The 22,456-nt window shown below is 66.2% G+C and carries 21 protein-coding genes; 7 read left to right on the top strand and 14 right to left on the bottom strand.

Translation table 11 applies throughout. From position 1 onward, the window contains the following. Positions 1-23: 23 nt before the first annotated feature. From ACW5DN_RS01960 to ACW5DN_RS01940, 5 genes are all read right to left on the bottom strand, one after another. Positions 24-1,034 carry a zinc-dependent alcohol dehydrogenase family protein gene (locus ACW5DN_RS01960; RefSeq protein WP_456961079.1) on the bottom strand — a complete coding sequence of 337 codons (1,011 nt, stop codon included), beginning with the start codon at positions 1,032-1,034 and terminating at the stop codon, positions 24-26. 103 nt (positions 1,035-1,137) lie between these two features. After that, entirely contained in the window at positions 1,138-2,283 is a 1,146-nt protein-coding gene (locus ACW5DN_RS01955; protein WP_456961077.1) for a phytase, read from the bottom strand. Between the two features lie 55 nt (positions 2,284-2,338). Further along, the gene (locus ACW5DN_RS01950; RefSeq protein ID WP_456961076.1) at positions 2,339-5,161 is read right to left on the bottom strand and encodes a TonB-dependent receptor; all 2,823 of its coding nucleotides are present in this window, start codon (positions 5,159-5,161) and stop codon (positions 2,339-2,341) included. A 125-nt stretch (positions 5,162-5,286) separates the two neighbouring features. Continuing rightward, entirely contained in the window at positions 5,287-7,047 is a 1,761-nt protein-coding gene (locus ACW5DN_RS01945) for a hypothetical protein (protein WP_456961075.1), read from the bottom strand. 113 nt (positions 7,048-7,160) lie between these two features. After that, positions 7,161-8,672 (bottom strand): alkaline phosphatase PhoX, encoded by a 1,512-nt coding sequence (locus ACW5DN_RS01940; RefSeq protein WP_456961074.1) that lies wholly within the window; start codon positions 8,670-8,672, stop codon positions 7,161-7,163. 166 nt (positions 8,673-8,838) lie between these two features. Here ACW5DN_RS01940 and ACW5DN_RS01935 point away from each other — a divergent pair, with 166 nt between their 5' ends. Both ACW5DN_RS01935 and ACW5DN_RS01930 read left to right on the top strand, forming a co-directional pair. Beyond that, positions 8,839-9,267, top strand: coding sequence for a DUF2231 domain-containing protein (locus tag ACW5DN_RS01935; RefSeq protein ID WP_456961073.1), 429 nt, complete (start codon positions 8,839-8,841; stop codon positions 9,265-9,267). Then, the gene (locus ACW5DN_RS01930) at positions 9,264-10,556 is read left to right on the top strand and encodes a PQQ-dependent sugar dehydrogenase (protein WP_456961072.1); all 1,293 of its coding nucleotides are present in this window, start codon (positions 9,264-9,266) and stop codon (positions 10,554-10,556) included. The genes ACW5DN_RS01935 and ACW5DN_RS01930 overlap by 4 nt, the downstream gene beginning before the upstream one ends. 176 nt (positions 10,557-10,732) lie before the next feature. On the opposite strand, the gene ACW5DN_RS01925 is transcribed toward ACW5DN_RS01930, so the two are convergent. Continuing rightward, entirely contained in the window at positions 10,733-11,632 is a 900-nt protein-coding gene (locus ACW5DN_RS01925; RefSeq protein ID WP_456961071.1) for a LysR family transcriptional regulator, read from the bottom strand. Between the two features lie 80 nt (positions 11,633-11,712). On the opposite strand from ACW5DN_RS01925, the gene ACW5DN_RS01920 reads away from it, so the two are divergent. Continuing rightward, a complete protein-coding gene (locus ACW5DN_RS01920) occupies positions 11,713-12,570 on the top strand; it encodes a DODA-type extradiol aromatic ring-opening family dioxygenase (RefSeq protein ID WP_456961070.1) in 858 nt (285 codons plus the stop codon). A 17-nt stretch (positions 12,571-12,587) separates the two neighbouring features. On the opposite strand, the gene ACW5DN_RS01915 is transcribed toward ACW5DN_RS01920, so the two are convergent. Next, positions 12,588-12,740 carry a hypothetical protein gene (locus ACW5DN_RS01915; protein WP_456961069.1) on the bottom strand — a complete coding sequence of 51 codons (153 nt, stop codon included), beginning with the start codon at positions 12,738-12,740 and terminating at the stop codon, positions 12,588-12,590. A 76-nt stretch (positions 12,741-12,816) separates the two neighbouring features. Between ACW5DN_RS01915 and ACW5DN_RS01910 the strand changes: the two genes are divergently transcribed. Beyond that, entirely contained in the window at positions 12,817-13,047 is a 231-nt protein-coding gene (locus ACW5DN_RS01910; protein WP_456961068.1) for a hexameric tyrosine-coordinated heme protein, read from the top strand. A gap of 54 nt (positions 13,048-13,101) precedes the next feature. Here ACW5DN_RS01910 and ACW5DN_RS01905 read toward each other — a convergent pair whose 3' ends face one another. The 7 genes from ACW5DN_RS01905 to rsmD form a co-directional block, all read right to left on the bottom strand. Continuing rightward, a complete protein-coding gene (locus ACW5DN_RS01905) occupies positions 13,102-13,869 on the bottom strand; it encodes a TMEM43 family protein (protein ID WP_456961067.1) in 768 nt (255 codons plus the stop codon). Beyond that, positions 13,866-14,756 carry an MBL fold metallo-hydrolase gene (locus ACW5DN_RS01900; RefSeq protein WP_456961066.1) on the bottom strand — a complete coding sequence of 297 codons (891 nt, stop codon included), beginning with the start codon at positions 14,754-14,756 and terminating at the stop codon, positions 13,866-13,868. Before ACW5DN_RS01900 ends, ACW5DN_RS01905 begins: the two co-directional genes overlap by 4 nt. A gap of 85 nt (positions 14,757-14,841) precedes the next feature. Then, positions 14,842-16,581: a gamma-glutamyltransferase gene (gene ggt / locus ACW5DN_RS01895; RefSeq protein ID WP_456961065.1), complete on the bottom strand. Its 1,740-nt coding sequence runs from the start codon at positions 16,579-16,581 to the stop codon at positions 14,842-14,844. Positions 16,582-16,610: 29 nt separating this feature from the next. After that, positions 16,611-16,865 (bottom strand): YfhL family 4Fe-4S dicluster ferredoxin, encoded by a 255-nt coding sequence (locus ACW5DN_RS01890; RefSeq protein ID WP_456961064.1) that lies wholly within the window; start codon positions 16,863-16,865, stop codon positions 16,611-16,613. A 72-nt stretch (positions 16,866-16,937) separates the two neighbouring features. Further along, a complete protein-coding gene (locus ACW5DN_RS01885; protein WP_456961063.1) occupies positions 16,938-17,438 on the bottom strand; it encodes a hypothetical protein in 501 nt (166 codons plus the stop codon). Positions 17,439-17,513: 75 nt separating this feature from the next. Then, entirely contained in the window at positions 17,514-18,017 is a 504-nt protein-coding gene (coaD, locus tag ACW5DN_RS01880; RefSeq protein ID WP_456961062.1) for a pantetheine-phosphate adenylyltransferase, read from the bottom strand. A gap of 57 nt (positions 18,018-18,074) precedes the next feature. Further along, on the bottom strand, positions 18,075-18,704 hold the full coding sequence (gene rsmD / locus ACW5DN_RS01875; protein WP_456961061.1) for a 16S rRNA (guanine(966)-N(2))-methyltransferase RsmD: 630 nt from the start codon (positions 18,702-18,704) through the stop codon (positions 18,075-18,077). Positions 18,705-18,766: 62 nt separating this feature from the next. On the opposite strand from rsmD, the gene ftsY reads away from it, so the two are divergent. Genes ftsY through mutY form a run of 3 tightly spaced genes read left to right on the top strand, consistent with a single transcriptional unit; the run spans position 18,767 to position 22,444 of the window. Then, positions 18,767-20,041, top strand: coding sequence for a signal recognition particle-docking protein FtsY (gene ftsY, locus ACW5DN_RS01870; RefSeq protein ID WP_456961060.1), 1,275 nt, complete (start codon positions 18,767-18,769; stop codon positions 20,039-20,041). 16 nt (positions 20,042-20,057) lie between these two features. Further along, on the top strand, positions 20,058-21,383 hold the full coding sequence (locus ACW5DN_RS01865) for a hypothetical protein (protein ID WP_456961059.1): 1,326 nt from the start codon (positions 20,058-20,060) through the stop codon (positions 21,381-21,383). Then, positions 21,380-22,444 carry an A/G-specific adenine glycosylase gene (mutY, locus tag ACW5DN_RS01860; protein ID WP_456961058.1) on the top strand — a complete coding sequence of 355 codons (1,065 nt, stop codon included), beginning with the start codon at positions 21,380-21,382 and terminating at the stop codon, positions 22,442-22,444. Before ACW5DN_RS01865 ends, mutY begins: the two co-directional genes overlap by 4 nt. The last annotated feature ends 12 nt before the right edge of the window (positions 22,445-22,456 follow it).

Genomic DNA, 22,456 nt, shown 5'->3' with positions numbered 1-22,456 from the left:
CGCGGTAGCTGGTCGAGATCGGCTCAGATGTCGACGACGATCTTGCCGAAGTGCTTCCCGCTCTCTTGATGGCGGAACGCGGCCACCAGGTCGTCGAGCGCGAAGTGGCGATCGATGATCGGGCGCATGGTGCTGGCGTCGAGTGCGCGCACCATGTCCTGCTGCTGGCGGCGGCTGCCGACCACGAATGCCTGCAGGCGCAGGTGCCGCGCCAGGGCCAGGCCCAACGGCAGCTTGCTGTCGACGCCGGTCAGCACGCCGATCACGGCGATGTGGCCGCCCACGCGGGTCGCCAGCATCGACTGCACCAACGTCTCTGGACCACCCACCTCGATCACGTGGTCCACGCCGCGGCCACCGGTCAGGCCGCGCACGGTCATGCCCCACTCGGGATCCTTGCGGTAGTTGATCACCTCGTCGGCGCCCAACTCACGCAGGCGCTCGAGCTTGGCGTCGCTGGACGAGGTCGCGATCACGCGCGCGCCGGCCAGCTTCGCGAACTGCAGTGCGAACACCGACACACCACCCGTGCCCTGCACCAGCACGTCCTGGCCCGGTTGCAGCGCGCCGTGCTCGAACAGCGCCTGCCAGGCAGTCAGGCCGGCGGTGGTCAGGGTGGCCGCTTCGGTGTGGCTCCAGCCGCGCGGCGCGAGGGTGAACGCCGTGGCCGCCGCCGTCACCTGCTCGCGCGCATAGCCGTCGATGCCGTCGCCCGGCACCCGGCCGAAGCCCTCGGCCTGCGGCTCGCCGTCAACCCAGTCCGGAAAGAACGTGCTGACCACGTGATCGCCGACGGCAAACTCGGTGACGCCCGCGCCGACCGCGGTCACTTCGCCAGCACCGTCGGACATCGGAATGCGCCGCTCCTTGGGAGCCATCGCGCCACTGACCACGCCGTAGTCGTGGTAATTGAGCGAGCTGGCGCGCAGGCGCACGGTGATCTCACCGGGGCCAGGCTCGACCGGCTGCGTGGTGCCGATGGTGACGTGGTCGAAGCCGCCACCGGCGGGGATGAAAACAGTCTTGATGGTCATGGGGGATCCTCTTGGGTGATACCGGCCATCCGCGCGCGGTCGGCCTCGGTCAGCCCCAGAATGCCTGCCTCGGCATAGATTAGGGAATCCGCCCCAACACTCGCTAGCTGCCGCAGGCCGGCAGTTCGAGCGTGCTCGCGATGTCGCGCCAGTCGAAGGCGACCATGCCCTGGTCGTCATGCACCGCGTAGAACACGCCTTCGGGGAACTCGCGGGTCGCGGCCTGGTGCAGCCAGATCCCGTCGGTGTTGGCCACCATGTCGCCGCGGAAGGCGCCGGCGTGCTGCAGGCTCTCGCGTTCGAACAGGTGGAAGGTGGTTACGTCCTTGGCCTGCTCGGTGGTCACCCACCACCCGCCGTCACCGCAGGTGTACAGGGCAATGCCCTCGGCCTGGGCGGCGAAGGTGTCGGCGCCGAACACCTGCCCGGAGAAGTTGCCTTCCAGGTCGTACACCTTGAACTCGTTGGCGTAGGTCTCGTCCTCCTCGGCCACCAGCAAGCGCCCGGTGGCCGGGTCGCCCCAGAGTGACTCGACCACGCGCAGTGCGCCGGTCTCGCCGGTATCGCCGAAGGCACCGGTGAACTCGCCCAGCATGCCGTTGTCGCCCACGGTGACGCTGTAGCGCTTGACCCGCTCGTCCAGTTTGGCCAGCGGCGGCAGGATGTCCTCGCCGTCCGCGTCCTCGCCGGCCATGTAGGCATCGGTGACGTAGATCTCGTAGGCGCCCTCGCCGGCCTTGTCGACCCACAGGCCGTACGGCTTGACCAGCTGCTCCTGGCCGAAGCTCCCCAGCGGCTGCAGCGACGGCAGCGCGAAGCCCTGCACGCGCTGGTTGTCGCGCTCGACCACCAACAGCAGGTCATCGATCACGAATACGCCGTTGGGACGCCTGAACTGTCCGTCCGCCTCGCCGCGCGAGCCCAGCGTGCGAACAGTGGCACCGGTATCGCCGTCGTAGACCACCAACTGATCGGTGGCCTTGGCGGTGCCGAACACCCAGGTGCTGCCGTCGGCCGTGGTCCAGCTGGCCAGCGAGTCGATGTTGTCCTCCGGGGTCATCGTGCTCTTGAACGCCTCGGTAATGACCGGCGTGTCAGTCGTCGCGCCCGGTTCGGCGTTGGCCGCTGCAGCGTCGGCACTGCCTTGCGCAGGCGCGGTGGAGGTTGTGGCATCGCCGGCGTTGCCACAGGCGCTGACGGCCAGTGAGATGGCAAGGGACAGGGGCAGCAGGTTTAAGCGAAGGGTCATGGATGGGTCCTCGGGATTCGGAGTGGGCGGGGCGGATTCGGCGGGTGCGCGGCGATCAGAAATTCACCTGCACACCCAGCTCGAAGGTGCGGCCGTAGCTCTCGAACTGGCTGTTGAAGCGGCGCTCGCCCAGGTATGCGTACAGCGGGCGATCGTTGAGGTTGATTGCGTTGAAGTAAAGCTGGGTGCTCGGACTGAGACGGTACTTGGCACTCAGGTCAAGCTGGAAGTGATCGTCCACGTAGCGGTCGAACGCCGGGTCGTCCAGTTCCTCCAGCGAGTCGAGGTAGCGGCTGCGGTAGTTGCCGGCCAGACGTAGCGAAACGGTCTCGTTCTCATAGCCCAGCGACACGTTGCCGACCCGGTCGGACTGGCGCGGCAGGCTGAACTCGCCCTCACGGAATGGCAGCGTGGACTCGCTGTCGATCCAGGCGTGGTTGATCGAGAACAGCAGGCCGTCGAACGGCCCGGGCAGGAACGAGAGTTTCTGCGTCCAGCCCAGTTCCAGGCCGCGGACGGTCGCGTCGTCGCCATTGAGCGGCTGGATCGCCTCGTCGAAGTCGACGAAGGCGCCGGTACCGGCCACGTCGGCGACCACGATGAAGTCATCGATCTTCTTGTAAAACAGGCTCGCGGAGAGCAGGGACACGTCGCCAGGGTAGCACTCCACCGACAGGTCGACGTTGGTGGCGCGCATCGGGTCCAGCTCGGGGTTGCCCAGCTCTGCCTTGCGCTCGTAGCCGTCGCCGTCTTCCTCGATCTCGATCACCTGGTAGGGCGCGGAGTCGGCGAAGTTCGGCCGCGACACGGTCTTGTTGGCAGAGGCCCGGAACACCAATCCCTCGCGCGGCTCCCAGCGTGCGTGCAGGCCCGGCAGCCAGTTGGTGTAGGTCTTGCCCATGCCGATCGGCACGAACATCGGATCGCCGCTGCCGGACTGCTCGTCGATCTCGATGCGGGTGCCGACGGCGTCGTACTCGGTGCGCTCCACGCGCACGCCGCCGATCAGGTGCAGGTCGCCGAAGTCCAGCTTGCCCATCGCGTAGGCGGCATGGATGTCCTCGTCGACGCGGTAGTCACCGCCCTGGCGCTCGATCGCGGTCTCCTCCTCGTCGATCTCGAACTGGCCGCGATTGGCGTCGATGAAACCGGCCAGGCTACCGGCGTCGGCGATCGGCTGGAGCGTCGCATACGGGTAGTCGGCACCCGAGCGGGCGAAATCGGCCAGGGTGTAGTCGCCGCCGTAGCCACCGAACACGGTCGAGTCGAAGTCGGCGGTCTTGTCGCGCAACCGCGACTTGCCGCCGAACTTGATGTAGCCGTAGATATCGCCCAGCTCGAAGTCCCGCTGCAGGTCCAGTTTCAGCGCAGTTTCGGTCTCCTTGGTGCTGTAGGGCTCCAAAACGATCTCGTCGAGCTCGTACGCGCCGGCATCGGTGAATGCGGCGTTGTCCAGGCCGAAGAAGTGCGGGCGCTTGCCGGCGCCGCCAATGTCGTAGCCCAGGTCGAGCCCTTCCTGCACCCAACCGGCGCCGAAAGAATCGGTCTCCTCGGTTTCGGCAAACGAGTAGGCGGCGCTGTAGTCGATCGTCCACGGGCCGCGGAAGGCCTTGCCGCCCAGGGTGGTGGCGAAGATGTCCTGGGTCTGGATGCGTGCCTCGGTGAACTTCTCCACCGTCGCGTCCTCGAACCGGCCGCCAGTCCCGTCCAGTGCCACGGTGTCGCCGTCGTCGAACACGAACACGTTGGTGGACTGCACCTCGTCGTCGCTGAAACGGCTGTAGAGGTTGCGCCAGTAGAACTCGTTGTCCATGTCCGGGCGCCAGTCGAAGTTGAGGTTCGCACTGGTGCGCTCGCGGGTAATCATGTAGTCGCGCTGCTCGCCCTCGGCGATGCCCTTGAACTCGGTGCCGTTGGGCGCTTCCAGCCAGTCCGCGCCGGCGGTCTCGATGCCGTCGGTGGCGAACTCACGCTCATACCAGCTCACCGACGCCGCTACGCCGAAGTCGTCGTTGGCGCCGAAACGGTCGGTGTAGGTGCCCGACAATTTGGGATTGGTGTTGTCGCTGCGTTCGTTGTGGCTGGCCTCCACGCGGCCGCTGATGCTGCGGCCTGGACGGTCGAAGGCGGTCAGACTCTTGATCTCGATGTGACCACCGACGGCGTCGCCGTCCATGTCGGGGGTGACCGTCTTGATCACCTCCAGCGTCTCCAGCAGGTCGGAGGAGATCACGTCCAGGTTGACCGCGCGCGAGTCGTCTTCCGGCCCGGGCACACGCATTCCGTTGATGCTGGTGGTGTTGAGCGCGGCGTCGAGGCCACGCACGACCACGAACCGGCCCTCGCCCTGGTCGCGCTCCAGTGACACGCCGGGCAGTCGCTGCAGCGACTCGGCCACGTTCTGGTCGGGGAACTGGCCGATCGCGTCGGCCGAGACGATCGATACCAGGTTGTCGGACGCCTGCTGCTGGCTCAGCGCGGCGGCCTGCCCGGCCATTTGGCCAATCACCAGCACCGAGTCCAGCGTGGTCGCGGCGCCACCAACGGCGCCAATGGCGATATTGCCGATCGAGGCCATCGGTTCTGCCACTTCAATCGCCTGCTGCACCGGTGCGGCGCCGACGTAGTCGACCTGCAACGTGTAGCTGCCGGCGGGCAGGCCGCCGATACGGAAGCTGCCATCGTCGCCGCTGACCGCCTGACGGTTGCCTTCCAATACGCGGATGGTGGCGCCCTGGAATCCGATCAGGCCGGCCTGATCGGTCACGCGGCCAGCCACGGTGGCGGCATCGGCATGGGACATCACGGAAAACAATGGCAAGGCGGTTGCAACGGCGCATGCAAGCGCACGCTGGCGCAGGGGCTTACGGGACGTCATGGTGACTCCGGCGGATTGGGGTAAGGGTCGTCGAGCCAATTCGGATCAGCTGATCCCTGCAACCGTATGTCTCAACCGTGACCTGCCGATGACAGTTGTCACCCCAATGCCACCTGTCGCCATGTTCAGTTCCCGGCGGGTATCACCTCGCCGTACCGGTTCATGCCCGAGCCGCCGTTGGAGCCGGCGTCGTAGACGTAGCCGTACACCCGCGTGCCATCGGCACGTCGAACCGGCTGGCCGCGGACCCACTGTGCATCGACCTCGTCGACCTGCAGCGTCTCCGGCTGCCAGTTGCCGGCGGCATCGGTGCTGGCGTGGAACAGGCGGCCGCTGGCGTTCTCGATGAACAGCACCTGTGCGCGACCGTCCAGAACGATGGCGTCGGCGCCGGTCTGGTCGGAGTCGACCGCGTTCTGTACCAAGTGGCGATCGGTCACCATGTTGACCTCGCCCAGCGGGCCACCGGCAACCGAGCGGCGCTCGCGCAGCCGCCCATCAGCCTGGCGGTAGATCACCATGACGGTGTCGTCCTGAGGCAGGTAGACCAGCGGCAGGATCGCACCGACATCGTCTTCGCCGGTACCGAGCCGGTCGGAAACCAGCTCGCGCGGGCCGGGCTGCCCGTCGGCCCCGATGAGGCGATACCAGGCGGTGCCGTCGTGGCCGGTGTAGGCCAGATGCACGGCGTCGCCCTTGCCGGTGACCAGCATCGGGCCGGACAGGCGCGGCCCGGAGTCGGCGTCGAGGATGGTCTCCGCGCCCCAGCGGCCGTCGGCGGCGCGGATCTTCAGATGAATCTGTTCCGGGCCGCCGTACACGCCCACCAGGCTACCGTCGGAACGCGCGGCGAGCGCAGCGACCTGGGTCGGCGGCTCCGCCGGAGAGGCCACCAGCTCGTCGCGCACCGTCCAGCTATCCGGATGGGTCGGGTGGTCGGAGGTGCGGAAGGCGTGGTGCCAGACGTCGTCGGAGGTCTGGTGGAGCATGTGCACGGTGTCGCCAGCCAACACTGTGGAAAAGCCTTCCAGGTCGTCGGCCGCCGGACGGTGGGCGGCGTCGACTTCGTCCCAGCTTCGACCGCCATCGCTGGACTTGACCACCATCAGCACGTTGCTGGTCTCGGCCGGTTCGATGATGAAATACAGGTCGCCGTTGGACGCTTGCCAGGGCCCGATCGGACCGGGCGTCTCGACGAAGGTGCCACCGAGCAGCCCGTCCGGCACCGCCACGGTGAGGGTCGGTGTGGCCGCGGTTGCGCAGGCACCGGCGGTGTCGACCATGCGCAACTCATAGGTGTCGCCGGTCTCATTGGCATGCGCGTCGTCGGCCAAGCGGCGGATCACCAGCGGCCACTCCCATTCCCCATGCACCTGCCCACCGCTCCAGGTCGGCGTGGTCGAGTCCAGCACCATGCCCGCACCGGGGCGGAACGGGGCGGACGAGCCGGTCAACAGGTCGGTGGTCGCCTCGCCGGGGGTGTATTCCTCGTTGGCGACCACGCTGATCGGCGGGGTCACCAGCGGATAGGGGAACTCGGCCGATTGAAGGTCGCTCCATGCGCCGCCGTTATGGCGGTACTGGAGCCAGAAGCGACGCAGCGTATCCGCCATATCGGCGGCCTCGACCTCGATCCGCACCCGGAACGGCTGGTCGGCGTTGATCGTGGCCTGCTCGTTGGTGGCGGCTGCCCAGTCGGTATCGACGTTGAGTCCGGCCTCGAAGTCCGAGCGCACACGGAACGCCGTCAACGTGCAGCTGGCGGCGCGACTGCCGTCAGACAATGCCAGGTCGGCCGGCTGGTGGGCCAGGGCCGGCCCCGCATACGAGGTCATGGCAACCAGGAAAGCGGTGGCGATGGGCGACAGGCTTGGGATGAGGGGCATCGGCGCGGATCCTGCTACGGGACGGGAATGAACCCGCCACCCTATCGCCACCCTGTGACGTGCGGATGTCAGCGTGGTGGCAGGGCGGCCTTTGCGCGTCGGGAGCCTCCTTCCTACAGCCCCCCGTGTTGCCACGGCCCGGTGATGGCCAAGGTGATGCCAGGGGTCTGGATGTTGACGAACAGCGTCTCCCCGGCCGGATCCCAGCACGCTCCGCAGAATTCGCCGCGACGATAATCGCCCTCGGCAACCTGCTTGCCGGCACCCGCGATCTGGCTGCTGGTCAACTCGGCATTGTTCTTGGCCAGGTAGAACGACTCCCCTGCCCCGGTCAGGCCGAGTACGCGCGCCCCAGGCCCGTACTGGTCCAGGCTCTCGCCGCCGTCCTCGCACAGCACGACGCCGCCGCGCGGGCTGACGGTGACGTTGTCGGGGTTGTTGGCGGCGAGCTGGTTGCCGCTGACGAACAGTGCGCGCAACGTCTGGCTGGGCAGGTCCAGCACCCAGACCGCGCCACGGCCATGTCCCTTGCGGCCGGAATCGTCCATGCCGGTGGACGTGTCGACGATGAAGAGGCTGTCGCCGGCGTGCCAGATGCCTTCGCCGCGGCTCATGCGCAGCGCGCCCTGGGTCCAGGCCTGCGCGAACGGGCCGCTGAGGGTATCCCCGGGGTCAATGTCCGGGAAGCTGGCCGGAGCGACCAGGTTGTCCAGGTCGGGGGCGTCGATGTCGACCCATTCCAGTTGGTAACGGTCGCCGATCGCGGCCACGCAGAGATCGGCGTTGCGCCTGCCCTGCACCCGCGCGGCCTGCAGCCGGCCCCCGTTGGCCAGCGAACCATTACGGCCACTGGTGTCGTCGGGCACGTAGCGGTACAGCCCCGACTTGTTGCGGTCGTCCTCGGTCAGGTAGACGTAACCGGTGCGCGGATCCACCGCTACCGCCTCGTGCGAGAACCGGCCCATGCCGATGATCGGCCGCCCGCTGGTGCGTGCGGGGTCGGGGTCGACCTCGAACACGTAACCGTGTTTGTTGCCGTCGGCTGAAACCTCGTTGCTGCTGACCTCCTCGCAACTCAGCCAGGTTCCCCATGGGGTCGGGCCGCCGGCACAGTTGATCAGGGTGCCACCCAGGCTCGCCTCCATCGCCTGCAGCTTGCCGTCACGCCAGGTCAGGTTGGTGGTGCCGCCGCCAGCAACGCCGCCGCCGATCAGCCCGGTGTCGTACATGCCCGGCGCCTTGATCGGCGTTCCTATCCCCCGCTCGTGGTTGCGCACGATCACCAGCTCGTTGCCGCCACCTTCGCGCTGAGGCTGGAGCACCGCCATGCCGTCGTGCCGGTCGGGCACGGGCTGGCCATCATCCATCAGGTCACCGGCCCAACCGAGCGAGGTATAACTGAAGCCCGGGGGCAACTGCAGCAGCTCCAGCCCGGTCGCGCTGTCGGCCACCGGCGCCAGCGCACCGTAGGGACCGGCAATCGGTCCCAGACGCATCGCATCACCGCTCGCGGCGGCGAGGGCCTGGCGGGAATACAGCGCCCCCAGGCTGCCGATCGCGGCCATGGCCATGGCCGCCGCGCTGCCCTTGAGGATCTGGCGGCGGGAAAGATCGAAGTCGGCCATCGGTGGCACCTTAGTCTGCGAAACCGGCAAGTCTGCTACCTCGCTGTAACAGCGCGATGACAACGGCGTCTGGATACTGGGAGGGGCCCTCCTGTTGGAAGTATCGCGCGACAGCACTGGTACAGTAGTGGGTGCCTCGTTTCAATCATCAAAGGGAACAACTGCCATGGCTGTCACTGTCGACCAAGTGTCTCAAAGGGCACTACACCCGTTTCATGCGTTCCTGCTTGCCGGGGCCGTCCCGCTGTTCCTGGGCGTCCTGTTGAGCGATATCACCTATGCCCGCAGCTACCAGATCCAGTGGAGCAACTTCGCGTCCTGGCTGCTCGTCGGCGCGATGGTTTTTACCGGCTTCGCGCTGCTGTGGGCCGTCATCGACCTGTTCCGTGGCGATCGCCGCGGCGGGCGCCCGCTCGTCTACGTCCTGCTTCTGCTGGCGACCTTCGTGGTGGGCTTCATCGACTCCCTGATCCACGCCAAGGATGCGTTCGGGATCATGCCGACCAGCCTCATCCTGTCCGTGATCGTTACCGTGCTTGCATGCGCGGCGACCTGGGTCGGGTTCTCCAATCTTCGTGCCGGAGGTGCAGCATGAAACGCCTATTGACCGCCCTTGCCATCACGACCCTGCTGGGCGCATGTGGCGGCAGCAACAGCAGCTCGGACGCGGATCTGTACGGCGCCGATCCGAACATCCCGGCCGCTCAGACCCGGCTGCTGCCCAACATGACCATTGCCAAGCCGGCGCTATGGGGCGACCAACTGCCGACCGTGCCCCAGGGCTACACGATCGCGGCCATCGCCACCGACCTCAATATCCCGCGCCAGACCCTGGTTCTCCCCAACGGCGACATCCTCATTGCCGAAGGCCGCGGTGGCAGCGCAGCGAAGTTGAAACCGAAGGACGTGATTGCCAGCAGCATCAAGGCCAAGGGCAACACCACGGTCAAGAGCGGCAACCGCTTGACGTTGCTGCGCGACACCGATGGCGACGGCAGCTACAAGGAGCGGACCGTCTTCGCTGAAAACCTCAACGCGCCTTACGGGCTTGCGTTGATCGGCGACAAACTGTACGTCGCCAACCAGGACGCGCTGGTGCGGTTCGATTACCACGATGGCCAGACCAAGGCCAGCGGGGCACCGGTCACGGTCACGGAGCTGCCGTCGGCAATCAACCATCACTGGACCAAGGCGTTGACCGCCAGCCCGGATGGACGTTTCCTTTACGTCGGCATCGGCTCCAACAGCAACATCACCGAACGCGGGATGGACGCCGAGGTCGACCGCGCACAGGTGTGGCAGGTGGATGCCCAGACCGGCGCGCACAAGGTCTACGCCACCGGCCTGCGCAACCCCACCGCGCTTGCCATCCAGCCGGGAACGGACGTCTTGTGGGCGGTCGTGAACGAGCGCGACGAGCTCGGCCCGGACCTCCCGCCCGATTACCTCACCTCGGTCCGTGAAGGCGGATTCTACGGCTGGCCCTACGCCTACTGGGGCAAGAACGTCGATCCGCGCGTGCGGCCGCAGAACCCGGAAAAGGTGGCCTCCGCGCTCACTCCGGACTACGCCCTGGGTACGCACGTGGCCGCGCTGGGTCTGGATTTCTCCACACCCACGATGGGTGCCCAATTCGCGGACGGCGCATTCGTCGGCGAGCACGGCAGCTGGAACCGCAAGAACCCGGTCGGCTACAAGGTGATCTTCGTGCCGTTCAGCAATGGTCGTCCCGCGGGTCCGCCGATCGATTTCGCCACCGGTTTCCGGGGCGAGGACGGCAAGACCCGTGGCCGCCCGGTCGGCGTGACCGTGGATCCGCGCGGCGCGCTCATCATCGCCGACGACCTGGCCAACACGATCTGGCGCGTGGCCCCGGCCCGCTGACCGTATCGACATGAACCCGTAGACCCACGCGCTCGAAGCGGGGTTCGAAGGGATGGCTCCGGAGCTGCTGACAATCTACCAGGATCTGCATCGGCATCCGGAGCTGTCGATGCCGGCACCGATCCGCAGGTACACGCCGACGCCAAACGGGAAGCGGAAAACGAGGCTGGCGACGCTCAGCGCGGATTCTTGGCGAAGGCCTCCGCCAGATAGTCGATCATGACCCGCACCTTGGCTGGCGGCCGCCGGTCGGGCGGATACAGGACATGGATACCGCCGAGTTCCACCACCGGTTTATCCAGTTCCAGCACGACGAGGTTACCGCGCTCCAGCGCCTCGCCGACGATGAAATCCGGCTGGTAGATGATGCCCTGCCCGCCGACCGCCGCGGCCAGCAGCGCATCGCCGTTGTTGGCCAGCAGGTCGCCGCCGACCGGCACGCGGAACTCGCCGTGCGCGCCGAACGCCCACTGCTTGCTGTCCTGCATGGCGGACAGCGTGTAGCTCAGGCAGTTGTGCTGGGCCAACTCGGCAACCCGTCGCGGCACGCCACGGCGGTCGAGGTAATCCGGTGCCGCGCAGACCAGCATCGCGGCGTCTCCGAGCCGGCGGGCCTGCAGTGGACTGTCCGCCAGCCGGCCGATCCGGACGGCCAGGTCCCAGCTGTCGGCGATCAGGTCCAGTTGGGCATCGCTCAGGCCAAGCTCGACCCTCACCTCCGGGTGCAGTCGGCTGAACTCGGGCATCAGCGGCGCGATGAAACGGCTGCCGAAGGACAGCGGCACGTTCATGCGCAGCAACCCGGTGGCCTTGATGCGCTGTGACGCGGCCGCCGCCTCGGCCTCGTCGATCTCCGGAAGGATGCGCTGGCAGGCCTCGAGGTAATTGCTGCCGGCCTCGGTCAAGCTGAGGCGACGCGTGGTGCGGTGGAACAACTTGACGCCCAGACGTGCTTCCAACGCATTGACATGCTTGGTCGCCATCGCTGGCGACATGCCCAAATGGCGGGCGGCGGCGGACAGGCTGCCGACGCCGGCAGCCCGCACGAAGACGCGCATGCTGGTGACGCGATCCATACCAGCTCCTACTATCAGTGCGAAGTGTTGGTGAATCTTAGTCGGTTCTCCATCACCCGGTTGCTACCCATACTGGAGTCATGAATCAGGCAAAGGTATCCACGGTGAACAACGACAACAGCCCCAGCGCCGGCAAGAACGCAAGGATGCCGGTGTTTTTCATCCCGCATGGTGCGGGCCCCTGCTTTTTCATGGACTGGAACCCGGCCGACACCTGGACCCGCATGGCGGGCTTCCTCAAGGGCGTGGCCGACACGCTGCCGGCCCAGCCGAAGGCCATCGTGCTGGTCTCCGGCCATTGGTTGGAGCCGCAGTTCAGCGTCACCGGCCACGCCCGTCCGCCGCTGATCTACGACTATTCCGGCTTTCCGCCGCACACCTATGAGCTGACGTATCCCGCCCCCGGCAACCCGGAGCTGGCGGCGCAGGTCGCTCAGCTGCTTGGCCAGGACGGGGCGGCGGCCGGGGTGGACGGTAAACGCGGCTTCGACCACGGCATGTTCATCCCGCTCAAGCTGATGTTTCCGGCGGCGGAGATCCCGGTGATCCAGCTGTCCCTGCGCCGCGACCTGGATCCGCGTGCGCACATCGAAGCGGGCCGCGCACTGGCGGCGCTCCGCGACGAGGGCGTGCTGATCATCGGCAGCGGCATGAGCTTCCACAACATGCGCGGCTACGGCGATCCGCGTTTCACCCCGATCTCGGCCGAGTTCGACGACTGGCTGACCGCCGCCGTGGAAAGCGCGCCTGCAGAACGCAACGCGCTGCTGCAGGACTGGACGCAGGCGCCGCACGCGCGCCTGTGCCATCCCCCGGGCGGCGAGGAGCACCTGATTCCGCTGCTGGTCGCTGCCGGTGCCGGCGCCGACTCCAGTGGCCAAAAGGTCTACTCGGAGACGGTCATGCAAACCACCATTTCGGCATTCCGCTTCAGCTGAGCAACCGGCGCGCTTAATCATTCCAGATCAAAAACAGGAGCAATCCATGAACGGCGATTCAAAAGAGCGCCAATGCTGCAACGCATGATCTGACCGCCCGCGACACGGCGGACAAGCCGCAGCCGGATGGTCGCGATGCCGATGATCCGTTCGTCGGGCAGTGAATGCACGCTAGTGCCTGGGTCGGCTTCGGCTAGAGTTATGGCTCCACTTCGCTCGATCCACCCATCCAACAGGAGACCGGACATGGCTGATACATGGTTGCCATCACTCATCACCAGCACAGCGCAAGAAGGTTTTGAATTGGCCATCACCCTCAGTCGTCGCGGGGTCAAGTACACCCAACCCGATGGCGAAGTCCTGCACGCACTGCGACCTGCCTACGCACAATCCGCCGAGGCGCTGACGGCCGCATCCCAGGTAATCGCGGTCAATTTCCAGACAGTGGCCGCGGCCAATAACTACTGGCGCGGCTGACTCCCGCATTTGCCGGCGCCGAGGTAGACCAGGGCATGCCGGGGAGGATAAAAGTTAGCGTTTGGATCGGCCGCGCAACAGCATGGCGAGCGCCAATAGCAGCACCAGTCCGCCGCCGGATATCCAGAACCAGCGGCCAAAGTTTCCGGCCTGCAGAGAGTCCTGGGCCGCCGCTTGCGAGGGCCGTGGGGGTTGGATGTCCAGCTCCGGCCTGGCCGCCAGCTGCCAGCTGCCATCCTCCAGCTCGACATGCCCCGCCAATTCGGGAAGGCGCAATTGCCGCCAATGGATTCGCAAGTCGCCAATCTTGGGGTCGAGCGGATTGTCGGAGCTTCCAAGACCGTCGCCTTCCGGTTGGAAGGTGGCCGCCAGGTTGGCTCGCAAGCGTGAGAAACCCGGCCGAAAATCCTCCCATTGGCCCAGTGTTTTCAGTACCGACAGGTCGAGCGGCCTGCCATCCAGACTCGCGTCGGTAGCCCACCAACGCTGGCCTTGCAGTGGAATTTCATCAGGGTTCTTGTGGCCCGGCGCGAATGCCGATGAGTCGATCAAAGCCGGTTTCCAGACTCGCTCATAGTTGCCATCGCGGTTGCGATACCACTGGAACATCTCAACCCGACGATCCAGCCCGAACTGGTCGGTGCGCACGCCAAATTCGGTGTCTTCAAGCACGCGGCCCGGCACCGGATCGCCCACGGGCCGGGCAGCGACCGTCTGCGCCGGTGCCGCCGTGCGGCCAGGCACCTGCGCGCCGACCGGCCACGGCGCAAGTGTCGCCACCGTCACCAGCACCCATGCCGCCAGGCCGGGCCGCCAGTTCATGCGGCCAGCGTCCTCGCCCGTAATTCCGCCACCTCGTGGCTGGTGCCGAACCTGCCCTTCTCGTTGCGGGTCACCTGGGCCAGCGCGCAACCCGGATCGTGGGTAAAGAACAGGCGCACGTTGCGCGCCATCTTGTCGGCCAGGAAGGTCTTTTTCTCGTCGATCAGCAACTCGGCATTGCGGTCGTACCCCATCGTGATCGGTACATGCACCCACGGCCGTCCGGGGACCAGGTCGGCGCAGAACACCACCCCGCCCTGGGATTGCCCGTCGATGACTTCCGGGCCGACGATCTCCGCCAACATCAGGCCCGGCGTGTGGCCGTCGCTGTAATGGAAGCGCACCGCCTTGCCGAGAGTCTGCGAGAACTCGCCATTGACCAGCTCAAGCTTGCCAGTGGCCTCAAGCAACCCCGGCAGCTCGGGGATGAAGCTGGCGCGGTCGCGGGCGTGCGGCGCGGTGGCACGCTGCCAGTGCTCCCGGCCCACCACGTAACTCGCATTCGGGAACACCAGCCGCGGCGACTGGCCTTCTTCCCACTGGGTCAGCAGGCCGCCGGCATGGTCGAAGTGCAGGTGCGACAGCACGATCACATCGATGTCGCCGGGCTTGAAGCCGGCCTCGGCCAGCGAGTCGAGCAGCACGTGGCGATCCTCGACCACGCCATAACGCTCGCGCAACCTGGGCTCGAAGAAGGCGCCGATGCCGGCCTCGAACAACACCGTCTTGCCCGCCAAGGGGCTGGCCAACAGCGCGCGGCAGGCCAGGTCGATGCGGTTTTGCTCATCGGGCGGCGCCCACTGGCTCCACATTGCTCGCGGCGCGTTGCCGAACATCGCCCCACCATCGAGTTTCTGGCTGTTGCCGATCAGCGACCAGAGTTTCATCTTCGACTCCACAAGCTCGCAGTCATGGCTGCATCCCGATCATGATGGGCGATCGGGATGCGCAAGGAAACCGTCCGTTCAGCGCTCAACGCCCGTCGAGCTGTACCTCGGCCGAGCCGACCGGATTGCGTGGATCGGTGCCGCCGTCCAGGGTGTCGGTCTGTTTGTCCCAGGCAACGGTTTGCAGGTTGCCCCAGGTACCCTCGCCGGTGTTGACCGTGTGGCCCATCGCGCGCAAACCCTTGATGGTGTCGGCATCCAGTGCGTCCGGTTCGGCGGCAATCACGTCCGGCAGCCATTGGTGGTGGATGCGCGGTTCGGCGGCGACCTGTTGTGCGTCCAGGCCGGCGTCATAGCTCAGGATGCCGATCAACACCTCGGTGATGATCCGGCTGCCACCGGGCGCACCCAGTACGGCAAGCTTGTCTGGCGACTCGATGAAGGTCGGGGTCATCGAGCTGAGCATGCGCTTGCCCGGCTCGACCGCGTTGGCGGCAAAACCCATCACCCCGAACGCATTGGGCGTACCGGGCTTGAGCGCGAAATCGTCCATCTCGTTGTTGAGGATCACCCCGGTCCCGGGCGCAATCAACCCGGAGCCGTACAGCAGGTTGACGGTCTGGGTTGCCGAGACGATGTTGCCTTCGGTATCGATGATCGAGAAATGGGTGGTCTCGTCATCCTCGAAGGGCACTGGCTGGCCGGAAAGCAGCTCACTGGGAGTCGCCTTGTCCGGGTGGATGGTCGCGCGCAGGCCGGCCGCGTAGGCCGGATCGGTCAACAGCGCGATCGGCATCTGCACGAAATCCGGGTCGCCAAGATAAATGGTGCGATCCCGGTAAGCCCGGCGCATCGCCTCCACCACCAAGTGGGTTCGCTCGGTCTGGTCGAGCTGGGACAAGTCCCACGGCTGCAGGATCTGCAGCATTTGCGCCAGTGCAACCCCGCCCGATGACGGCGGCGGCGCGGTAACTACCTGCCAACCGCGGTAATCGAACCTGATCGGTTCACGCTCGCGCACCTGGTACCCGGCCAACTCGGCGGCAGTCCAGTGACTACCCTCTTCCGCCACCGAGGCGAGCAGCTTGTCGGCCACCTCACCGCGGTAAAAGCCGTCATGGCCATGCGCTGCCAGCAACTCCAGCGTGCGAGCCAGGTCGGGCTGCTTGAGGATCTCGCCGACCTTGGGCGGATCACCATCGGCCAGGAATACCTCGCGGGTGCCACGATAGCGTTCCATCACCTCGCTGCGACGCGCGTAACCCTTCTCCAGCCGCTCGTATATCGGGAAGCCATCACGGGCAACACGGATCGCCGGCGCCAGCGTGGTTGCCAGCGGCAGCTCGCCGTAGTCCTGCGCCAGCACGACCAGCGCGGCCGGCAATCCCGGGATACCGGCCGACCACGGGCCGTTGGTCGCCCGGTCGCGATCCAGTTCGCCGTCCTCGTCGAGGTAGGCCTCCGGCGTCGCCACGATCGGTGCCGTCTCGCGGGCGTCGAGGAATATGTCGCTATCGGTACTGGCGTCGTGAAGCAGGAAGAAGCCACCGCCGCCCAGCCCGGAGCTGATCGGCTCGACCACCGACAACGTCGCCGACACCGCGACCGCGGCGTCGAACGCGTTGCCGCCCTGGGCAATGATGTCCAGCCCGGCCTCGGTCGCAAGCGAATGAGCACTGGCGATCACCGCCCCGGGCGGGGTGTTGGTGGCGGGCTGGGGCGCCGGTGCCTGCTCCGGCGAGCTCACACAGCCAGTGAGGCCGACGGTGAGTGTGGCGAAGGCCAGCAAGCTGGCCAGCATTACCGTTCGTGGTGCATTGCGCATCAATCTGCCCTCTCTAGATGGCGATGGATTTACCCGGCACCGGCTTGCAACCTCAACAGCTTGCCAAGCAACTGCTCATGGGTTTCCGGGAAACTCGGGTCCGGGTCGATACATTCCACTGGGCAGACGACCACGCACTGCGGCTCGTCAAAATGTCCCACGCACTCGGTACACAGCCCCGGGTCGATTACATAGATGTCTTCACCCTGGGTAATCGCCCCGTTGGGACAGGCCGGTTCACAGACGTCGCAATTGACGCAAATTTCGTTGATCTTCAGGGCCATGGCATGACGCGGCGCCGTGGCCCGCGAAAGGATCCGTTGATTACAGTTTCAAGGATGCCTGTCGAAAGAAGACTACTTCGCCTCGACAAACACGTACACGACACCGGACGGCTCGACGGCAGCCTTGACCCGGTCATTATCGGCGGCGTCACCGATGAACAGCAGCCTGACGTTTTTCATTGAACCCGGGTCGACCTTGGCGAAGGCACCTACCACGATATCGGCCATCATCGCCGACTCGGGCGACCCAAACGCCACCAGGTTGCCTTCCACGATGCCACGCTGCATCGCGATCTCGATCTCTTCCTTCAGGCGCTCATGGGCACCTTCGAAGCCGACGCTGTCGCTGCCGGGCAAGTAGTAAAGATACGGGCTGTTGGTGACCTCGCCCATGTTGCTGGTCACTACCTGCGACAGATAGCTGCCCCAGGCGTTGTCGTCATTGGTGGTCGGCGCAGTCAACGGTGCCTTCACCACGACTTCGGTCTCTTCGGCCTTGTCGGCCTTGTCGCAGGCTGCCAGCAGCGGCATCGAAAGCAGAGCAATCAGGATCAGGCGGGTGGTGGTGTTCATGGCATATTCCCCTTCGGTCAAATATCAAGTTCAATTGGACAAGTTCAATTGGAACGGTGTCGGTACGGCAACTACTCAAACGTCACTACGCTGCCACTGCGTCTGCAACGCCTTGGCAACGGCCGGCGGCACGAAGCCGGAGACGTCACCCCCGAGGCGGGCAATCTCGCGCACCAGCGATGATGAAATGAAGCTGTACTGCTCGGCGGGAGTGAGGAACAACGTCTCCACGTCCGGTATCAAATGGCGGTTCATGCTGGCCATCTGGAACTCATATTCGAAATCCGACACTGCACGCAAGCCACGCAGCAGTACTCCTGCCCCCAGACCGGATACGAAGTGGGCCAGCAGGGAGTCGAAGCCGCACACTTCCACGTTGGCGTGGTGACCCAGCGCCTGTTGCGCCAACTCGACCCGAAGTTCCAATGGCAAGGCAGGACTCTTGCTCGGGCTCTCCGCCACTCCGACGATGAGCCGATCGAACAGTGGCGCGGCGCGGTCGACCAGATCGATATGGCCGTTGGTCACCGGATCGAACGTTCCCGGGTAGACAGCGATGCGGTGGCGGGCCGGAGTCATTTGATGGCGAGCTCAAGAAGTTTGGAACCCGGGTTTCCCGGGGTTGGGGGGAGTGTATCAACCGCGACCGGCGTCTTGCTGGTCAGCCGCGATGCCGGCACCCCGATACACGGCATACCGTACCTCGCGGGTGCGGCCCTCGCGGTGCAGTATCCACCCGTGCGGCAGGACAATGGGCTCGGCCAGCGGTGCCTCGACATACAACCAGGCATCGTTGGCCAGCACCGGCAGCAGTCCCGCCAACACCGGCTCCCACTGCCCGGAAGCGAATGGCGGGTCAACGAAGGCGATATCGAAGCTGGCGCGCGGTTGCGCCGGCAGCCAGACCAGTGCGTCCGCCCGGATGATGCTGGCGACCTCGCCGCCCGGCAGCCGCTCGGTGGTCGCCTGCAAGCTTTCCGCCAGCCGGGGGTCGCGCTCGACCAGCACCGCTGACGCCGCACCACGGGAAACCGCCTCCAGCCCGAGCGCCCCGCTGCCGGCAAACAGATCCAGCACTCGTGCGCCGGGCAAGGCCGGCATCAACCAGTTGAACAAAGTCTCGCGAACCCGGTCGGACGTCGGACGCAGCCCGCTGGCGTCACCCACCGGCAACTTGCTGCCGCGCCAGCGCCCGGCGATGATCCGGACCTGGCCGGGGCCACGGAACACCGGGCGGATGGGTTTTGGAGCGGGTTTCTTGGTCATTCGCAATGACAGGCCAGTGCTAGCATGTGCCTATTCTCGCGCATTCGTGAAACCAACCGTCGATGGTCAGCCTCTTCCGCCGAAAAAAGCCAGGGACCAGTCCGTCCGAGCGTCGTTACAGCACGGAAGAACTGGCGGCCGCGTTCCCGGGCCCGGCACCGGCGAGCGACGAGCCTTCGGCACCCGAGGCTCCGGTCGTACCGGTTCCGGCTCCAGCGGCGGCTCCGGCCTCAACTCCGCCGCAAGCCCTGGCACCAGCTCCGGCTCCCGCTCCAACTCCGGAACCCGAGCCGACCCCGGCGCCACCTGACTTGCCCAAGCCCGCGGATTTGCCGCAGCCTGCCGTCGCACCGAGTCAGAAGGTCGCCTCGACACCGGACATCCATCCTGTCGCATCGGTCGACAAGCCGGTCGCTACCGACCGACCGAGCTGGCGCGAGCGCCTGCGGGGCACTGGGTTCGCGCGCAGCTTCGGCGGCCTGTTCCATGGCAACCCGAAACTTGATGACAACCTGCTCGACGAGATCGAGACCGCACTGATCATTGCCGACGTCGGGGTGACGGCGACCACCGACCTGGTCGAAGACCTGCGCAAGCGCATGAAGGCACGCGAGTTCGCCGATTCGCGCGCCTTGCTGCAAGCATTGCGCGCCGACCTGGTCGCATTGCTGGCGCCGGTTGCGGTGCCATTGTCGATCCGCAACGACGCCCACCCATTCGTCATCCTGACCGTAGGCGTCAATGGCGTCGGCAAGACCACCACGATCGGCAAGCTGGCGCGCCGGTTCAAGGACGAAGGCCGACCATTGATGCTGGCTGCCGGCGATACCTTCCGCGCCGCAGCGGTGGCCCAGTTGCAGGCCTGGGGCGAGCGCAACCAAGTGCCGGTAATCGCGCAAGGGCAAAACGCCGATGCCGCCTCGGTTGCGTTTGATGCATTGCAGGCCGCCCAGGCGCGCAGCATCGAGGTGCTGATCGCCGATACCGCCGGACGCCTGCATACGCAGCAAGGCCTGATGGCCGAGTTGGGCAAGATCAAGCGGGTGATCCAGAAACTCGACCCCGCCGCCCCGCATGAAGTGCTGATGGTGATTGATGGCACCACCGGCCAGAACGCGCTGTCGCAGTTGCGCCAGTTCAACGCCGCCGTCGGGGTGACCGGGCTGGTGGTGACCAAACTGGACGGTACGGCCAAGGGCGGCGTGGTGTTTGCATTGGCGCGCGAGTTCGGCATCCCGATCCGCTTTGCCGGCATTGGTGAGCGCCCGGAGGACCTGCGCGTGTTCGATGCCGAAGCCTTCGTCGACGCGTTGTTGCCCGAGGCGATCGGCGCCTAGCGCCGGCGACCTGCGCGTGGGCGCCCCAGCAGCGCCAACCGGGACCGAGCGAGAAGCCCGCCAGTGGCGAAAGATCATCGCCAAGGGTGCAGGCGCGTTCCTGCTGTTGATGTTCGCGCTTACCCTCGGCTGGTTCACTCGCCCCGGCCAGGTCGCGGATCTGATTCTGGAACGGGTCGGGCAGGCACTGGGATTGGAGATCACCTCCAGCGGCGCAAGTGAGTACCGTTTGCGCGGAGTCCCCAGGCTTGTGGTTCGCGATGTCATCGCCCGCCAGCCGGGCGCGGAAACGCCGTTACTGACCGCCGAACGCATCTACCTGTCACTGCCGTGGACGACCCTGCGCGCGGCCGGTGAAGACCTCACCGTGCAGCGCGCGGAACTGGATGCGCCACGAGTCGACCTCGCCGCATTGCAGCATTGGCTCGACAGCCGGCCACCCGGCGGGGAGTTTCGCGTCCCGACCATCACCAGCGGGGTCCAGGTCACCCGGGGCGAGATCATTGGCGACGGCTGGTCGATCGACCGGATTGGCCTGGACATGCCGTCGCTGCATCCCGAAAGCGCGCTTGCGGTGCGAATCAGCGGCAGGGGCGATTTTGGCACCACCCTGGCTCCGTTCGACTTGCAGTTGGCGCTGACCCGGCCAACGCTGGATGCAGGCCTTGGCGCCGCCGGCATTGTCACCGTGGTCACGCCCGACTGGCGCATGCCGATGCGGCTGCAGCTATCGGGGCAACTGCACGATGGCGATGATGGCCTCGGGCTTGATCGCTTCCAGTTGGGTGCTGACACTCGCTGGCTGAACCGCACTGCCGACGACTCCCGGAACCTGGCTTTCTCCTTTGGCATTGCCGGGCCGCTGCGGTATCACTCAGGCAACCTCACCATCGCGCCGCTGGGCGCCGTGCTGCGCGGCAACGGGCCCATACCCACCTTCGATGCCCACGGCTCTCTGGCCTGGGGCGACGCATTGGCATTGCAACTCAACGGCGCCATCGCCGAATGGCCCGACCGTTGGCCGGCGCTGCCCGCGCCGCTGGCCCAGTCCGGTTCACCACTACCGTTCAATGTCGACTACACCGGCCCGTTCGATTTGTCCGGCGTCACCTCATTGCAACTGCAACGCGATGGCAGTCGTCTGGACACCCGTTTGAAATTGCCTGCGATCCTGGACTGGCTGGACCAGCTCGACACCGGCACCCCGTTGCCGCCACTCAGCGGCACCCTGGTTGCGCCACGCATCGAAGTTGCCGGCGCAACCCTGACGGGGGTGGAAATCCGGTTCGACAATGGTGAAGACGAGCACCCAGGCGATTCCGAAGACAGCGTCGACCCATGACACCGGAGCCAGCCGACTTTGCCGGACGCCTGCTCGTCTGGTTCGATCACAACGGGCGCCATGATCTTCCTTGGCAGCATCCGCGCACGCCTTACCGGGTATGGCTGTCGGAGATCATGCTGCAGCAGACCCAAGTCAAGACCGCCGCGCCCTACTTCGAACGTTTCGTCGCGGCGCTACCAAGCCTGCCCGCCTTGGCCGCCGCGCCGCTCGACGATGTCCTCGCGCTGTGGTCGGGGTTGGGCTACTACACCCGCGCCCGCAACCTGCACAACGCGGCGAGACTATGCATGGAACAGCACGACGGCGACTTGCCACGTGATGTCGACGCGTTGATCACCCTGCCCGGCATTGGCCGCAGCACCGCCGCGGCGATCGCGGCGCAAGCCTGGGACGACCGGCACGCGATCCTGGATGGCAACGTCAAACGGGTACTGGCGCGCTACCACGGCATCACCGGTTGGCCCGGCTCGCCGGCAATCGAGAAGCAGTTGTGGACGCTTGCCGAGTCACACCTGCCCACCTCGCGTCTGCGCGACTACACCCAGGCCCAGATGGACCTTGGCGCGACCCTGTGCACGCGCAGCAACCCGCGTTGCGTCTCATGCCCACTGCAAGGCGATTGTGTTGCGCGTATCGAAGGCCGCAGCAGCGAACTGCCGACCCGCAAGCCAGCCAAGGCCATCCCGCAGCGTCACGCGCACGTACTCTGGCTGCAAGACGTCGAAGGCCGAGTGCTGTTGCAGCAACGCCCACCGGTGGGCATCTGGGCCTCGCTGTGGACCTTGCCGCAGGCCGACGACGAGGCTGGCGCACGCGACTGGCTCGCCCGCCACCTGGCGGGTGACCTTGATCACGACGGATTCGACCAGGGAGAAACCCTGCCGACCATCGCCCACGCCTTCAGCCACTACCGGCTGGCACTGCAACCACGGCGCTGGCGCGGCGTTACCCTGGGCGGCGCGGTGGGCGACAATGTCGGTCTGCGCTGGGTCGCTCCCGGACAACTGGCGAGCCTCGGCATCCCCGCACCGATCCGCCGGTTGCTGGAAGCGGACTGAGCGAGCGCGCAG

The organism is Lysobacter sp. A289 (genome assembly GCF_054072675.1).
This window is presented reverse-complemented; position numbering and strand designations above follow the sequence as displayed.

What these genes read in the sequence shown, in the direction of transcription:
- mutY (WP_456961058.1), top strand. Translation starts at nt 21,380, where the DNA reads ATGACACCGGAGCCAGCCGACTTTGCCGGACGCCTGCTCGTCTGGTTC.
- ACW5DN_RS01905 (WP_456961067.1), bottom strand. Translation starts at nt 13,869, where the DNA reads ATGAACTGGCGGCCCGGCCTGGCGGCATGGGTGCTGGTGACGGTGGCG.
- ACW5DN_RS01930 (WP_456961072.1), top strand. Translation starts at nt 9,264, where the DNA reads ATGAAACGCCTATTGACCGCCCTTGCCATCACGACCCTGCTGGGCGCA.
- ACW5DN_RS01960 (WP_456961079.1), bottom strand. Translation starts at nt 1,034, where the DNA reads ATGACCATCAAGACTGTTTTCATCCCCGCCGGTGGCGGCTTCGACCAC.
- ACW5DN_RS01950 (WP_456961076.1), bottom strand. Translation starts at nt 5,161, where the DNA reads ATGACGTCCCGTAAGCCCCTGCGCCAGCGTGCGCTTGCATGCGCCGTT.
- ACW5DN_RS01890 (WP_456961064.1), bottom strand. Translation starts at nt 16,865, where the DNA reads ATGGCCCTGAAGATCAACGAAATTTGCGTCAATTGCGACGTCTGTGAA.
- ACW5DN_RS01925 (WP_456961071.1), bottom strand. Translation starts at nt 11,632, where the DNA reads ATGGATCGCGTCACCAGCATGCGCGTCTTCGTGCGGGCTGCCGGCGTC.
- ACW5DN_RS01955 (WP_456961077.1), bottom strand. Translation starts at nt 2,283, where the DNA reads ATGACCCTTCGCTTAAACCTGCTGCCCCTGTCCCTTGCCATCTCACTG.
- ACW5DN_RS01900 (WP_456961066.1), bottom strand. Translation starts at nt 14,756, where the DNA reads ATGAAACTCTGGTCGCTGATCGGCAACAGCCAGAAACTCGATGGTGGG.
- rsmD (WP_456961061.1), bottom strand. Translation starts at nt 18,704, where the DNA reads ATGACCAAGAAACCCGCTCCAAAACCCATCCGCCCGGTGTTCCGTGGC.
- ftsY (WP_456961060.1), top strand. Translation starts at nt 18,767, where the DNA reads ATGGTCAGCCTCTTCCGCCGAAAAAAGCCAGGGACCAGTCCGTCCGAG.
- ggt (WP_456961065.1), bottom strand. Translation starts at nt 16,581, where the DNA reads ATGCGCAATGCACCACGAACGGTAATGCTGGCCAGCTTGCTGGCCTTC.
- ACW5DN_RS01945 (WP_456961075.1), bottom strand. Translation starts at nt 7,047, where the DNA reads ATGCCCCTCATCCCAAGCCTGTCGCCCATCGCCACCGCTTTCCTGGTT.
- ACW5DN_RS01940 (WP_456961074.1), bottom strand. Translation starts at nt 8,672, where the DNA reads ATGGCCGACTTCGATCTTTCCCGCCGCCAGATCCTCAAGGGCAGCGCG.
- ACW5DN_RS01910 (WP_456961068.1), top strand. Translation starts at nt 12,817, where the DNA reads ATGGCTGATACATGGTTGCCATCACTCATCACCAGCACAGCGCAAGAA.
- ACW5DN_RS01885 (WP_456961063.1), bottom strand. Translation starts at nt 17,438, where the DNA reads ATGAACACCACCACCCGCCTGATCCTGATTGCTCTGCTTTCGATGCCG.
- coaD (WP_456961062.1), bottom strand. Translation starts at nt 18,017, where the DNA reads ATGACTCCGGCCCGCCACCGCATCGCTGTCTACCCGGGAACGTTCGAT.
- ACW5DN_RS01920 (WP_456961070.1), top strand. Translation starts at nt 11,713, where the DNA reads ATGAATCAGGCAAAGGTATCCACGGTGAACAACGACAACAGCCCCAGC.
- ACW5DN_RS01935 (WP_456961073.1), top strand. Translation starts at nt 8,839, where the DNA reads ATGGCTGTCACTGTCGACCAAGTGTCTCAAAGGGCACTACACCCGTTT.